Source organism: Paraniabella ginsengisoli (genome assembly GCF_022513635.1).
GTDB classification, from domain to species: domain Bacteria; phylum Bacteroidota; class Bacteroidia; order Chitinophagales; family Chitinophagaceae; genus Niabella; species Niabella ginsengisoli.
Map to the genome: position 1 here is coordinate 808,058 of NZ_JAKWBL010000004.1, position 14,169 is coordinate 822,226.

Here is a 14,169-nt window from a genome sequence, read left to right on the forward strand (position 1 = left end):
CAATTCACAATTCATAATTCAAATGAAACTCTGGCAAAAAGATACAACTGCATTAAAAGAAGTAGAAGCATTTACAGTAGGTAAGGACAGAGAAATGGATTTACATCTCGCGCCATTTGATGTGTTGGGTTCTTTGGCGCATACACAAATGCTTGAATCTGTTGGGTTGTTGGAGAAAGCAGAACTTACCGAATTGCAAGCCGCTTTAAAAGAAATCTATCAACAAATAGAAAAAGGAGATTTTACACTTCAGGATAATGTAGAAGATATTCATTCGCAGGTAGAGCTATTGCTTACTGAAAAGCTTGGCGATGCAGGAAAAAAATCCACAGTGCGCGCAGCCGTAACGACCAGGTGTTGGTGGATTTGAAACTTTTTCTGCGCAGCGAAATTGAAGATCTAGTAAACATTATACTTCCTTTTTCGAATTGCTGCAAACGCAAAGCGAAAAATATAAAAATGATTTGTTGCCGGGTTATACGCATCTGCAATTAGCCATGCCTTCCTCTTTTGGTTTGTGGTTTGGCGCTTATGCCGAAAGCCTGGTCGATGATGTCATTACATTAAAAGCTGCTTTCGATGTGGTCAACAAAAATCCTTTGGGTTCTGCTGCTGGTTATGGCTCTTCGTTTCCCATCAACCGACAAATGACTACTGACTTGTTAGGGTTTGCAAGTCTTAATTACAATGTGGTGTATGCACAAATGGGTCGCGGAAAAGCTGAAAGAATTGTAGCGCAGGCTTTGGCCAATATTGCCGACACACTTGCCAAAATGAGTATGGACGCATGTTTATACCTGAATCAGAATTTTGGTTTTATCAGTTTCCCTGCCGAGTTAACAACGGGCAGCAGCATTATGCCGCATAAAAAAATCCTGATGTATTTGAATTGATTCGTTCTCATTGCAATCGCATCAAGGCTTTGCCCAATGAAATTTCGATGATGACAACTAATCTTCCGTCTGGCTATCACAGGGATTTGCAATTGCTGAAAGAGCATTTGTTTCCGGCATTGAAAACATTAAAAGATTGTATTGAAATGGCCGGCTTGATGCTTTCGAATATTGAGGTGAAGAAAAATATTTTGACAGATGAAAAATACAAATATCTTTTTACGGTTGATTTGGTGAATCAATTGGTCATGGAAGGTGTCCCTTTCAGAGATGCTTATATACAAGTGGGACGCTCAGTTGAAGACGGCACCTATACTCCTCCGCCGCCAGGCGAGGCTGGGATGGGGCACGAAGGGTCTATTCAAAATCTTTGTACAGAAGAAATAAAAGCCTTAATGGATAAGGCTGTTAGCGATTTTCAATTTGAAAAAATACATACGGCCATCAATAAATTAATTAGCTAAACGATTTTCCAAGCCATGTTACTACCAAAAAAACTGCGTTTCGCTGTAATGTTTCTTTTAACGTTATCAACAGTTCAATCCGTTGCGTCAGACACATTGCATGTAACTCCTTATAAAGGCGAAACGATTGTTACCGATCCGTCGAAAGGATTTAACTTCTATAAAAAATGGGGCATGTTTCCATCCGCCAACGTTCCTGTAAGAAAAATTGTTTTGCATGTGAAATTTGAATGTCCCGATAGCATGCGTTGCGCCGATTGGGATTATCTCGATTTTATCAAAATAAAAAGAATTGGCGGCGTTAATGCCGTTGACAAAGACTTTGAATTTGCAAGAATACTTACGCCTTACGGCGGTGCTTTTAATAAAGACTGGAAGTTTAATTGGGAGTTGGATGTTACCGATTTTAGTATGTTGCTGCGCGATAGTGTTGAAATAGAATATAACCACACCGGCTACGAACCCAATAAAGATAGGGGTTGGAAGGTTACGCTCGATTTTGAAATTATAAAAGGAACGCCCGCTGTTATTCCGGTTAGCATTCAAAAAATATACAGCCAATCGTTTGTATATGGCGACAGCGCCGTTTCCATCGAAGAAAAATTAAAGGCTGTTCATTTTGAAAAAGAACAGGGCGCCGACTTTGCCAAGTTCAGAATATATCAAACCGGACATGGTGCCAATGAAGGCGATGCCTGCGGCGAATTTTGCAGCAAAAAAGGATGATCTTTTTTAATAATGAACTTATTGATACAAGGCCGATGTGGAGAGAATGTGGCGACAATCCGCTGTATCCGCAAGCCGGCACATGGATTTATGACAGAGCCAATTGGTGTCCAGGTTATTTGCAAATACCTGATGAATATTATTTTCCATTACAACAAAGTAATAGCATTGATGTAAATATGGAATCTTATCGGGTCAGTAAAACACAAGCGGCAGAAAATATAACGGCCTATATTATTCAATATAAAAAAGTAGCCGCGGCCCATGATGTAACTATTACCGACATTAAACGCCCAACAGATAAACTAACACATGGTCGTGAAAATCCAGCGGTTTTCAAGCCATCCGTGGTTATAGAAAACAGTGGTTTCAAAAAATTAACATCAGTAAAAATTAAATACGGCACAGCTGGTTTTAAGCAAAAAACCTATCAGTGGAAAGGAGATTTATCTTATGGAATGCAGGCTGAGATTGAATTACCGGGCATTATTGATGCAGTAAGCGGAGAAAATTATTTTACGGTTTCGTTAACGCAACCCAACAATAAAAAAGATGCTTATGAAATGGACAACACTATGTCATCCAGATTTACAGCGGCGCCTCTGCATTCCCAAGATTTAGTATTTGTCCTTAAAACCAACAACCAGCCTGAGTATAATAGTTATACGATTACCGACATCAATGACCAAATAATATTTCAACGTGTGTTTGACAGCACCATGAAAAATAAGATTTTTAAAGATACAGTTCTGTTGCCGGGCGGCGCTTACAACCTTTTAGTAAAAGACAGCGCCAACGACGGACTTGAATTTTGGGCCAACCGAAGAGGGGGTAGCGGATATATGAGAATAGAAGATGCAAAGGGCAATTTGGTGAAACAATTTACGGCAGATTTTGGCAGTTACATCAATTACAATTTTAATACCGTTGAAGATAGCGCGCAATGGGCGGAACTTAATAAGGAGGTTGCTGTAAACCTTTATCCTACCAGTACTTCGGGCGAAACTACTTTAGATTATTTTAGTAGCAAAGCCAAAGATGTAACTGTTCAGATCATTACAGATGAGGGAGCCATATTAGTAGAAGAACATCATTACAAAAATTTAAAAGAAGGTGTTTTCTCTTACGATATGTCGTACCGATCTGCACAACGCTATTATATAAAGGTGTTTGTTGACGGAAAATTACAGTTTAACAAGCGCTTGCGGGTGGTGGAAGCGAGGAAGTAATTGTCTGAACTATGATTTGTGGGATTATTGGGATTTTGTAGCAATGTTTCACAAAGATTCACAAAGAAAATAAGTAGCTCAAAGGCGTTGCCGAAGGCATACTTTGTGTTCTTTGTTTGCGAAGAATATGAATTCCTCTTTGCAAACTTTGTGTGATAAATAATTAATTTTTTATGAACCGTATTTTATTTTTTTCGATTTTAGTGTTGTCTATTTCTTTAAAAGCTTCGGCGCAAAACCCCATTGTTCCGCCTGGTGTTTATATTGCCGATCCCGAAGCGAAAGTCTTTAGCGACGGGCGTTTGTACATTTATGGCTCACGCGATGAAAGCGATGATTACTGGTGTTCTTACACGCACCACGTTCTTTCAACCAACGATATGCTTCGTTGGAAAATGGATGAAAATATATTCAGTTCAAAAGGCGAACATGATGCAGTAAAAGCTTCAGATGCTTTGCTTTTTGCACCAGATTGTATAGAGCATAACGGCAAATATTATCTTTATTATTGCACGCCACAAAGTACGCATTCCGAAGGCGTAGCGGTTAGCAACAGTCCGGTTGGGCCTTTTATAAACGGAACACAAATTAAAGGGGCTTACGAAATAGATCCCGCCGCATTTGTTGATAAAGACGGGCAAGGCTATTTGTATTGGGGGCAAGTCAAACCAAAGGTTGCCAAACTTTCTAAAGATCTTTTATCAATAGATACCGCCACAATTGTGGAGCCATTAAAACAAGAAGGCAAAAGAGTTTTTCACGAAGGGTCCTCCATCCGTCGTATTGGCGATTGGTATTATTTAGTATTTGCTGATGAAAGCCGCAACAAAAGGCCCACTTGTTTGGGTTATGCAATGAGCAAGTCGCCAATGGGACCGTTTATTTATAAAGGGGTTATTATTGATAACATGGGTTGCGACCCGGCTGTTTGGAACAATCATGGATCGATTCAACAATACAAAGGGCAATGGTATATTTTTTATCATCGGTCAACCAATAACTCCCAAAAATTTCGGAAGGCTTGTGTAGAGCCGATTACGATTGCAAAGGATGGAACAATTAAAGAAGTTGAAATGACATCGCAAGGCGCAGGCGCGCCGTTAAGCGCTTTTGAGCCAATTGATGCAGCTCGCGCCTGCCTGATGAATGGTAAGGTACGCATCAGCAAATTAGCAACAACCGACATTCCGAATGAAGGCCTTACCCAAATTAAAAATAACGATTGGGCTGCTTTTAAATACATCGATTTTAAAAACGGCGCCAGCACTTTTCAGGTAAAAACGATAGGCGCAGGCGCAGGCATTATTGAAATTGTAATTGATAATCCGAAAGGAACGGTAATCGGCACCTGCAAAATCAGTTCAACAGAAACGCAAGCCGCTTTTAATATGTCGGAAACAAAAGTAAAACCGATTAAAGGCGTGAGTGCCGTTTATCTGCGTTTTAAAGCAACAGGCGCAATACCTGATGTGGACTGGTTTTCGTTTGGTAAATAAGTTGACAGATGACGGATGATAGTTGTCAGCATTTTCTGTCATCTGTCAACAGACAACTGTCATCTAACTCCCCACCGCCGCTTCATCTAACATCCAAATAACATTTCCTTTTTCAGATTCACATCCTGAACCGGATAAATAGCTTTTGCATTTTTAGAAAAAATATGTTTTATAACAGGAGCTTTCGCTGCTCCTGCAACTAAAAACATTACTTCCTTGCTATTATTGATTAACCTGTAAGTAGAACTTAACCTGAAAGTTTGTTTACTTTCTACCCAAACTTCTTTTATAAATTTTTTCTGTTCCTGCAAAACATCTGTTCCCGGAAATAAAGAAGAAGTATGCCCGTCATCACCCAATCCTAAAAATGTTAAATCAATTTGCATTTTTTTGCCCAGCACTTCTTCCATCATATTTTCATATTGATTAGCACAGGCACTTGCATCGCCTTTTGTGGGCATGGCAAATACATTTTTACGTGGAATTTTTACATGATCCAACAATGCTTCTTTCACCATTCTGTAATTGCTGTCTTCGTGTGTGTGAGGAACAAAGCGTTCATCGCCCCAAAATAATTGCACTTTTTTCCAATCGATATTTCTCGAAAAGGCGGGCGTAGCAAGCAATTGGTACAATCGCTTCGGTGTGCTGCCGCCAGATAATGATACTGTAAAATTTCCTTTATCAGCAATGCTGTTATTACATCTTTCCACAAAATAATGTGCCGCTGCAATGCTTAAAGCTTCTGCATTTTCCCAAATCAATTTTATCTGTTGCATTTATCTCTTTTTTGCTTTTACTGTTTTTGAATTTTGATATTCCGAAAGCATTAACCACTCCGCTGCTCCTTCTGTAATAAGCGTTTCAGCTTCCTTCGGACCCCAGCTGCCTGCTTTATATTTTTCAAACCTTTCGGGTTCTTTGCCCAATCTGTCAAAATCGGCATTACAATTTTCCATGCAGTTTCTACCTGATCGGCGCGTATAAACAAAGTCGCGTCTCCTTCAAGTGCATCCAGCAATAGCGCTTCGTAAGCTTCGGGTGCATCTTCTTCGAAAGAATCTTGATAGGTAAAATCCATTTCCAATGGTTTCAGCTCCATTTTTAAGCCCGGCACTTTACCTTCAAACAACAAACTAATTTCCCGTTCGGGCTGAATGCTTATAATTAAACGATTGGGTTCTTTATCATCTTTAAAAATTTTATGCGGTCCATCTTTGAATTGTATCATAATTTCAGATGATTGTTTTGCCATGCACTTACCGGTACGCAAATAAAACGGAACATCTTTCCAGCGGCCATTGTCTATAAAAAGTTTTAACGCCACATAAGTTTCGGTGTGCGAATTTTTAACAACGTCTTTTTCGTCAGTATAAGCGACTTGTGGCTTGTCGTCAATGTTTCCGGCTATGTACTGCGCCCGTACTACATTTTGCGCCACAGATACGGTATTAAACGGGCGCACTTTTTTAAGAACTTTTACTTTCGCTTTTCTTATATCTTCAGCATCATAATCCATCGGGCAGTCCATTGCTATTAATGATAAAAGTTGAAGCAAATGGTTTTGTACCATATCTCTCAACGCGCCGCTTTTGTCGTAATAGCCGCCGCGTGTGCCCACACTTACCGATTCTGCAACTGTTATTTGTACATGATCGATAAACTTACGACTCCACAGCGGTTCGAAAATGTGATTAGCAAACCTAAACGCGAGAATATTTTGAACTACTTCTTTACCCAGATAATGATCGATACGATAGATCTGATCTTCATAAAAATGATTATCTAATAAAGTGTTCAGTTTTTGTGCAGACTCAAGATCAATTCCAAATGGTTTTTCTACAATGATCCTGTCTTTTTTTCTGTTATCTGCAATAGAATGGCTCGAAATTTTTTGAGAAATGACTTCTATAAAACGCGGAGCTACGGAATAATAAAACAGCCTTGTACCGTGGGTTTTCAGGTTTTTATCACTCTCGTCCAAAGTTTCTTTCAGGAGCAGATATAAATCATCAGCCGTAAAATCGCCTTGTAAGAATCTTAAATGATTTGCAAATTTTTTCCATTCATCAGCTTTAGCTTTTCCGCTTCTAGAAAATTTATTGATTCCTTCCAGTATATGTTTTTTGTAAGCCGCTTCCGACAGGCTTTGAAAGTCGATGCTAAAAATAGTAAACTGATCGGGCAAATATCCGCTTATAAAAAGATTATAAAACGCAGGAATTAGCTTGCGCCACGATAAATCTCCACCACCGCCGAAAATTACAATGTTTGCAGGAGTTTGTTTAAAGTTCATAATGTGAATGATGAGTAGTAATGGTGAATAATGAATGGTGAATAGATGTTAAGCGATCACTGTTGCCTATTCACCGCTTTCCCCGTTCCAATCTGTATGAAAATTTCCTTCTTTATCAATCCGCTCATAAGTGTGAGCACCAAAGAAATCGCGTTGTGCCTGAATAAGATTGGCCGGCAGCCGGGCTTGTGTATATGCATCAAAATAACTTAGTGTAGTGGAAAAGGTTAACGCCGGTACACCCGCATCCATAGCGGCTTTCAGAACGTTTACCAATCCATTTCTTTTTCTTTCAATACAGGAATAAAAACAGCAGAACCAATGATGTTCTTCAAACCTGGTTCGTTGCTAAAGGCATCATATAAATCATTCAAAAGAAGCGAACGAATGATGCAGCCTGCACGCCAAACTTTTATAACGGTTGGAATGGGGATATTATATTTATAAACTTCTGAAGCTTTTTCCAATAACTCAAGTCCTTGCGCATAAGCCATCATAAAACCAAAATGAAGTGCATCGCGGCAATCTTTTTGAGCGCTTCAACATCGGCACCCGATTTTTTATTTTGATGCGTGTAAAATTCTGATAAACGAACACGCTCTTCTTTTAAAGATGATAAATAACGCATGCTGACAGAACTATCAATAGTGGGAATGGGAACATTTAGTTCAAGCGCGCTTTGCGATGTCCACAGGCCAGTTCCCTTTTGTTTGGCCTTGTCAAGAATCAAATCAATTAAGTCTTTTCCTGTTTCCTGATCTTTGGTCTTAAAAATATCAGCCGTAATCTCTACTAAAAATGATTGAAGTTCATTTTCATTCCATGTTTTGAATAATTCATGAAGTTCAGCATTTGTAAGTCCTTCATTCTTAAGCAAGCCGTACACTTCACTTATCATCTGCATAACGGCATATTCAATACCATTATGTACCATTTTTACATAATGGCCAGCGGCACTGTTGCCCATATATGCAACGCATGGCTCGTCATCTGCTTTTGCTGCAATGGCCTCAAAAATATCCTGTACCAGCTTATAACTTTCTTCGTTGCCGCCGGGCATCATACTGGGGCCAAAACGCGCTCCATCTTCACCGCCCGATACACCCATACCTATGAAATGAACGCCGGAGTTCTGCAGTGAAACGTAGCGCCTGTCAGTATCAACAAAATGAGAATTGCCGCCGTCTATCAAAATATCTCCTTTTTCCAGATTAGGTAACAGCTCTTCAATAACCGTATCTACAATTTTTCCTGCCGGAACTAAAAACATAATAATGCGCGGTGTTCTAAGGCTCTTGATCAGATCTAAAGATGAAGAAACAGTTGTTACGGATTTGCCTGCCGATTCTTCCTGCATACGTTTGCGCTGATCTTCGCTGCGGTCATATCCGCATACTTTAAAACCATGGTCTGCAATGTTTAAAACAAGATTTCTTCCCATTGTTCCTAGTCCGATCATTCCAAAATGTGCATCCATATAAATTTTTTTAAAGATAGGGTAGCATTAATAAAATCTTAAAATATTCTCAATCCTTCACACAATTTTAAACAGTTGTGGGTGTTTTACGATGAATTTCGTTACTTTCACATTACGAACGGATATATATAAAGATCATTTTTAGTAAAGAAAAAAGACCCTGTATTTGCAATGTTTATAAAAAAGCATTCCCCGCTTTGGCTTTGTTTGCGCTATGCGCTTGCGGTGATAATTTACCAAAAAAACAAATGTATTAAACAGGAATCCTCCTCCGAAAGCTCCCGCGACAAATCAAACTCAGGCAAATTCACAGCAAAATCAGACCGTTTTTAAAAGGCCGGAACAAATTACCCGAAGGGAAGACGAGAATCCTGAACCTGCTAATACGAGGCCTGAACGACCTAAAGAAGTATATAAACCACCGGTAAACAATGCGTCTAATTCAGGTCAGTTGACATATCGTTCTGCTGAATATTACAAGCATATTACAGATAGTATTCAGTATTATGCAAAACCTACTTACGAAAAAACCGTTGATGAAATAATTAACCAGATATCGAAAAATCCTTCTCAAAAGAAGAACCCCGCAGTAAATGCACAATGGAATGCTTCAGTTAACTTTAATATAAGAAAGCCCAACTTCGTGGTATTGCATCATACGGCACAGAATTCTGCTGAGCAAACCTTATTCACATTTTCCATTTCCAGAACGCAAACCAGCGCTCATTATGTGGTTGGCAGAGACGGAGTTGTTCATCAAATGTTGAACGATTTTGTGAGAGCATGGCATGCAGGCAACAGCAAATGGGGTAATGTGACGGATATGAATTCTTGTAGCCTGGGTATTGAAATTGATAATAATGGATCAGAACCATTTTCTGATGCGCAGATAAAGGCACTTATTAAGTTGCTTGATTATCTTAAAGACGAGTACGGTATTCCACAAGCTAATTTCATAGCACACTCAGACGTTGCACCTTCAAGAAAAAGCGACCCAAGTAAATATTTCCCCTGGAAACGCCTGGCTGATGCGGGTTTTGGATATTGGTATGATACCTACAATTTGCAAACGCCTCCATCAGATTTTAATGCGCTACTCGCTTTGCGTGTAATTGGTTATGATATTAGCAGCCAGTCTTCGGCTATCAAAGCGTTTAAGTTGCATTATATTCAAAATGAAGTTTCGGGCACGCTTACCGATTACGATAAAAAAGTTTTATACAGTCTTTATCGCAAATTCTAATTATAGATAATCATTACGATTGCAAATTCACTGCTAATATCGTGCGATAGCGGATGTTTATTTTCGTGTTTTTTCTACACAAAACTGAAGCAATCGATATATTTGTAACTACTCAAACAGGCTTTGGTTGCAATTTATTATTACCAGAACCAAGCCTGGCGCAATAACTGCTGCGCTTATTCGCTAAATAAAAATAAATGACAGAAGAACATAAACGACTTAAAGAAAATTCGAAAAAGCCAATTCCACTTGAAAAATGGGGACCTTATGTAAGTGAGCGTCAATGGGGTACAGTGCGTGAAGATTACAGCGAATACGGAGATAGCTGGGGATATTTTCCTTTTGACCAGGCACATTGCCGCTCCTATTTCTGGGGAGAAGATGGTTTGGCAGGTATTTCAGACTATTTTCAAAACTTATGCTTTGCCATCGCATTATGGAATGGTAAAGATCCAATATTAAAAGAACGTCTTTTTGGGTTAGGGAATTATGAAGGTAATCATGGCGAAGATGTGAAGGAACTTTATTACTATCTTGATAATGTACCTACGCATTACTACATGGAATATTTGTATAAGTATCCGCAGGAAGCGTTTCCTTATGAACAATTAAAGGTTGAGAACAGGAACCGGTCTAAGCATGACCCGGAATATGAAATACTAGATACTGATGCATTTAAAGACAACAGATATTTTGACGTGCATATTACTTATGCAAAAACGAATAGCACTGATATTGGTATTAAGATAAGCATCACCAACAGGTATAAAAAAGCAGCGCCCATTACTGTATTACCAACACTTTGGTTTTATAACCGTTGGACCAAACATGGTAGTTTAAAAACAAAACCTAATCTCTCACCCGCTTCCGAAAACGCAGTATTTGCCGAACACCCGAGGCTTGGCAACTATTATTTTTATTATCAGGCTGCAGACGACGCATTATACACAGATAATGAGACAAATACTGAAATAGTAACTGGCCAACCTAATGAAAGTATTTTTACCAAAGACGCTTTTCATCAAGCCATTATACATAAGGAACACATAAATGAATTACGTGAAAGGAAGTCAGGCACTAAGTTTTCACCAGTTTATAACTATACCGTAAAGCCAGGCGAAACGATCAACATTTATTGCCGTCTTGTGGAAGAACAGTTGAAAGAACCGTTTGACAGTGATTTCGAAAAAATATTTGATAAAAGGAAAAAAGAAGCCGATGCTTTCTATTCAGAAATTTTTCCGAAAGGCGTTGCCCATAACCTGGCTAAAGTTCAAAGGCAGGCGCTTGCAGGTTTATTATGGAGCAAACAATATTATCATTACGATATAGAAAAATGGCTTTCCAAATCTGACGGGATAACGCCTATTACTGAGCGCCGAACTCACGGAAGAAACAGCGAATGGAAGCATCTTAAAAACCAGGATATTATTTCGATGCCCGACAAATGGGAGTATCCGTGGTATGCCGCATGGGACCAAAGTTTTCAGTGTATTTCTATGGCTGTTGTAGATCCGGTGTTTGCTAAAAATCAATTGTTACTATTGATGCGCGAATGGTATATGAAGCCCGATGGTCAGTTACCATCCTACGAATGGAATTTCAGCGATGTGAACCCACCCGTACAGGCATGGGCCGCAATGGAAATTTTTGAAATTGAAAGAAAAACATCTGGCAAGGGAGATATTGATTTTCTAAAGAAGATCTTCCATAAACTGCTTATTAACTTTACCTGGTGGATCAACAGAAAAGATCTTAAAGGAGATAATATTTTTGAAGGAGGCTTTTTAGGATTAGATAATATTGGTGTGTTTAATCGAAGCTTTCACGACAAAGGCGAAATTCAATTAGAGCAGGCTGATGGCACGAGTTGGATGGGTGTATATGCATTGAGCATGATGGATATGGCGCTGGAAATAGCTTTGGTTGATAACAGTTTTGAGGATACCGCTACAAAATTTTTCGAACATTTTATTTTAATTGCGGAAGCGCTGAACGAACATGTGCTTTGGAATGAAGAAGATCAGTTCTTTTATGATGTACTTTGTATGCGTGATGCGCCACCGCAACCTTTACGTATACAGTCAATAGTTGGGCTAACGTCTTTATATGCTGTAGCAACAATCCGCAAAGAAGTTTTTGAAAAACTACCGGATTTTGCAAAACGTTTTGAATGGTATAAAAACTACAGGCTTAAGAATAACCGCTTCTGGCCTAAGGAAGAACATAGCGATGGCGAAGAACTTTTATTCTCGTTGGTACAAACAGATAAGCTAAAAGCTATGTTGAAAAGGCTATTGGATGAAAATGAATTTTTATCTGATGGAGGCATACGTGCATTATCGAAATACCATGAAAAGCATCCTTACTCCGTAACCATCAACGGAGAGGTGCATACGATCCAATACGATCCAGGAGATTCGACTTCAGATATGTTTGGTGGAAATTCTAACTGGCGCGGTCCCGTTTGGATACCAATTAATTTTATTATAATTCAATCTATAAGAAGGCTTGGAAAATTTTATCATGACAGTTTGATGGTTGAATATCCAACTGGTTCGGGCAACCAAATGAATTTATTCAATGCTTCTGCTGAATTGGCGAAGAGAGTAATAAGCTTGTTTGATCGCGATAAAGATGGCAACCGCCCAATTTACGGGCCTTACAACTGGTTTTATAAGCAACCCGAAAATGAAGAATTGATTTTATTTTTTGAGTATTTTCATGGCGATACGGGTCGAGGTTTAGGTGCCAATCATCAGACAGGCTGGAGTGCGCTGGTGGCGGAACTTATAAGTGAGCTGGCTGATAAAGAATAATATCTTTAATAATTGTTGGTAGCAAGAACACATATGCACGTGCTATTAATTATTTTTTTTGCTAAAATAAAGTGCGCAACCGTTTGCTTAATTGATGGCAGCATTAATAAGTTGCCCTATATTTATTGCTTAATTATAAATAATCAATAGTCTATTATGGATGCAACTATGCAACCCGCTGCGCGAAGAAGTTATCTGGTACCACTCATTACTATCTGCGCATTGTTTTTTATTTTTGGATTTATTACCTGGGCTAATGGAACACTTATCCCGTTCTTTAAAATGTCTTTTAGTTTAAGTGATGCGCAGGCATTTTTGGTAGCAACTGCTTCATACATGGCTTATTTCTTTCTGGCTATTCCTTCATCATGGATATTAAAACAAACGGGTTTCAAAAATGGAATTATAATTGGCCTTGTAATACTGGCACTTGGTGGGTTAATATTTATTCCCGCTGCAAAGTCGCATTCTTTTGGTCTTTTTCTAACCGGAATTTTTATACAAGGTGCGGCATTAGCATTATTACAAACCGCCGTTAACCCTTACTTGTCTATTATCGGCCCTATGGAAAGCGCGGCCAAGCGTATAAGCATGGCAGGGATATGTAATAAATTTGCAGGTATGATCGTTCCGTTCATTATGGGCGCATTATTTCTGAAAAATGCTGGTGAAGTAGAAGCTAAGATCAATGCAGCCGGTGGCGATGAAAAAATACAATTATTGAATGAAGTGTTGGGGCAGGTGAACATGCCTTATATAGTATTAGCAATCATCTTTATCATATTTGCTGTTTTTATCAGGTTTCTCAATCTGCCCGAAATTCAGCCCGAAGAAGATTTAGTGGATGAGTCGAAGGGAGAAGTGATTCATCGTAAAAGCATTTTTCAGTTTCCACATTTATTTCTGGGTGCCCTTTGCATCTTTGTATATGTTGCTGCTGAAGTGATGGCGGGCGATATCATTGGCGTTTATGGAAAGGCATTGGGTATAAATCCTGACATCAGTAAATACTTTACTTCATTAACATTAACGGGAATGCTAATCGGATATATCGTTGGTATTTTCACAATCCCGAAAATAATGTCTCAGCAAGCTGCGCTAAAAATTTGCGCCATATTAGGTATTATATTTACCGTATTGGCATACACAATTAAAGGAAAATTTTATGTTGATCTTGACTGGAACCTTTTTGGCGCTAACATAGTAAATGCGCACGGCGACATTTATTATTCTGTAATTTTTATAGCGCTATTAGGCTTGGCTAATTCACTAATGTGGCCAGCTATCTTTCCGCTGGGCATTAGCCATTTAGGAAAATTTATAAAAATAGGTTCAGCTATTATGATCATGGGCATTGCTGGCGGTGCAATATGGCCGCTTATTTATGCTTTTCTAAAAGATACAGTAGGTCTGGATTTTCAATTGGCATACTTTGTTGCGGTGTTGCCTTGCTATGTGTATATTTTATACTTTGCTATTTCGGGCCATAAAGTTGGCCTGAAGGGCAAGTAGAAAATGATAACATA

11 protein-coding genes and 2 pseudogenes are annotated in these 14,169 nt (G+C 38.9%); 9 read left to right on the forward strand and 4 right to left on the reverse strand.

What is annotated here, in order from left to right; translation table 11 throughout:
* The first annotated feature begins 22 nt into the window (after positions 1–22).
* The 6 genes and pseudogenes from MKP09_RS21565 to MKP09_RS21590 all read left to right on the forward strand — a co-directional run bounded on the left by MKP09_RS21565 (position 23) and on the right by MKP09_RS21590 (position 4,808).
* Positions 23–370, forward strand: a complete 348-nt coding sequence (locus MKP09_RS21565; RefSeq protein ID WP_240832371.1) for a hypothetical protein — start codon at positions 23–25, stop codon at positions 368–370.
* A pseudogene (locus tag MKP09_RS21570) lies at positions 361–893 on the forward strand (lyase family protein). Before MKP09_RS21565 ends, MKP09_RS21570 begins: the two are co-directional and overlap by 10 nt.
* Positions 890–1,357 (forward strand): hypothetical protein, encoded by a 468-nt coding sequence (locus MKP09_RS21575; RefSeq protein WP_240832373.1) that lies wholly within the window; start codon positions 890–892, stop codon positions 1,355–1,357. The pseudogene MKP09_RS21570 and the gene MKP09_RS21575 overlap by 4 nt, the downstream one beginning before the upstream one ends.
* A 48-nt stretch (positions 1,358–1,405) precedes the next feature.
* Positions 1,406–2,083, forward strand: a complete 678-nt coding sequence (locus MKP09_RS21580) for a hypothetical protein (protein WP_240832375.1) — start codon at positions 1,406–1,408, stop codon at positions 2,081–2,083.
* Positions 2,080–3,312, forward strand: a complete 1,233-nt coding sequence (locus tag MKP09_RS21585; protein ID WP_240832377.1) for a hypothetical protein — start codon at positions 2,080–2,082, stop codon at positions 3,310–3,312. The genes MKP09_RS21580 and MKP09_RS21585 overlap by 4 nt, the downstream gene beginning before the upstream one ends.
* A 173-nt stretch (positions 3,313–3,485) precedes the next feature.
* Complete coding sequence (locus MKP09_RS21590) at positions 3,486–4,808, forward strand: family 43 glycosylhydrolase (RefSeq protein ID WP_240832379.1); 1,323 nt, start codon at positions 3,486–3,488, stop codon at positions 4,806–4,808.
* Positions 4,809–4,894: 86 nt separating this feature from the next.
* On the opposite strand, the gene pgl is transcribed toward MKP09_RS21590, so the two are convergent.
* The 4 genes and pseudogenes from pgl to gndA all read right to left on the reverse strand — a co-directional run bounded on the left by pgl (position 4,895) and on the right by gndA (position 8,581).
* Positions 4,895–5,587, reverse strand: coding sequence for a 6-phosphogluconolactonase (gene pgl, locus MKP09_RS21595; protein ID WP_240832381.1), 693 nt, complete (start codon positions 5,585–5,587; stop codon positions 4,895–4,897).
* Positions 5,588–5,637: 50 nt separating this feature from the next.
* Positions 5,638–7,104, reverse strand: a complete 1,467-nt coding sequence (gene zwf / locus MKP09_RS21600; protein WP_240832383.1) for a glucose-6-phosphate dehydrogenase — start codon at positions 7,102–7,104, stop codon at positions 5,638–5,640.
* 66 nt (positions 7,105–7,170) lie between these two features.
* Positions 7,171–7,601, reverse strand: a pseudogene (locus tag MKP09_RS28440) (hypothetical protein).
* The gene (gene gndA / locus MKP09_RS21610; protein ID WP_262915569.1) at positions 7,598–8,581 is read right to left on the reverse strand and encodes an NADP-dependent phosphogluconate dehydrogenase; all 984 of its coding nucleotides are present in this window, start codon (positions 8,579–8,581) and stop codon (positions 7,598–7,600) included. The pseudogene MKP09_RS28440 and the gene gndA overlap by 4 nt, the downstream one beginning before the upstream one ends.
* A gap of 451 nt (positions 8,582–9,032) precedes the next feature.
* Between gndA and MKP09_RS21615 the strand changes: the two genes are divergently transcribed.
* The 3 genes from MKP09_RS21615 (at position 9,033) to MKP09_RS21625 (ending at position 14,155) form a co-directional block, all read left to right on the forward strand.
* Positions 9,033–9,824, forward strand: a complete 792-nt coding sequence (locus MKP09_RS21615; protein WP_240832387.1) for an N-acetylmuramoyl-L-alanine amidase — start codon at positions 9,033–9,035, stop codon at positions 9,822–9,824.
* Positions 9,825–10,021: 197 nt separating this feature from the next.
* On the forward strand, positions 10,022–12,643 hold the full coding sequence (locus MKP09_RS21620) for an MGH1-like glycoside hydrolase domain-containing protein (protein ID WP_240832389.1): 2,622 nt from the start codon (positions 10,022–10,024) through the stop codon (positions 12,641–12,643).
* 156 nt (positions 12,644–12,799) lie between these two features.
* Positions 12,800–14,155 carry a sugar MFS transporter gene (locus MKP09_RS21625; RefSeq protein WP_240832391.1) on the forward strand — a complete coding sequence of 452 codons (1,356 nt, stop codon included), beginning with the start codon at positions 12,800–12,802 and terminating at the stop codon, positions 14,153–14,155.
* Positions 14,156–14,169: the final 14 nt, after the last annotated feature.

What these genes read in the sequence shown, in the direction of transcription:
- gndA (WP_262915569.1), bottom strand. Translation starts at nt 8,581, where the DNA reads ATGGATGCACATTTTGGAATGATCGGACTAGGAACAATGGGAAGAAAT.
- pgl (WP_240832381.1), bottom strand. Translation starts at nt 5,587, where the DNA reads ATGCAACAGATAAAATTGATTTGGGAAAATGCAGAAGCTTTAAGCATT.
- MKP09_RS21625 (WP_240832391.1), top strand. Translation starts at nt 12,800, where the DNA reads ATGGATGCAACTATGCAACCCGCTGCGCGAAGAAGTTATCTGGTACCA.
- MKP09_RS21585 (WP_240832377.1), top strand. Translation starts at nt 2,080, where the DNA reads ATGATCTTTTTTAATAATGAACTTATTGATACAAGGCCGATGTGGAGA.
- MKP09_RS21565 (WP_240832371.1), top strand. Translation starts at nt 23, where the DNA reads ATGAAACTCTGGCAAAAAGATACAACTGCATTAAAAGAAGTAGAAGCA.
- MKP09_RS21620 (WP_240832389.1), top strand. Translation starts at nt 10,022, where the DNA reads ATGACAGAAGAACATAAACGACTTAAAGAAAATTCGAAAAAGCCAATT.
- zwf (WP_240832383.1), bottom strand. Translation starts at nt 7,104, where the DNA reads ATGAACTTTAAACAAACTCCTGCAAACATTGTAATTTTCGGCGGTGGT.
- MKP09_RS21580 (WP_240832375.1), top strand. Translation starts at nt 1,406, where the DNA reads ATGTTTCTTTTAACGTTATCAACAGTTCAATCCGTTGCGTCAGACACA.
- MKP09_RS21590 (WP_240832379.1), top strand. Translation starts at nt 3,486, where the DNA reads ATGAACCGTATTTTATTTTTTTCGATTTTAGTGTTGTCTATTTCTTTA.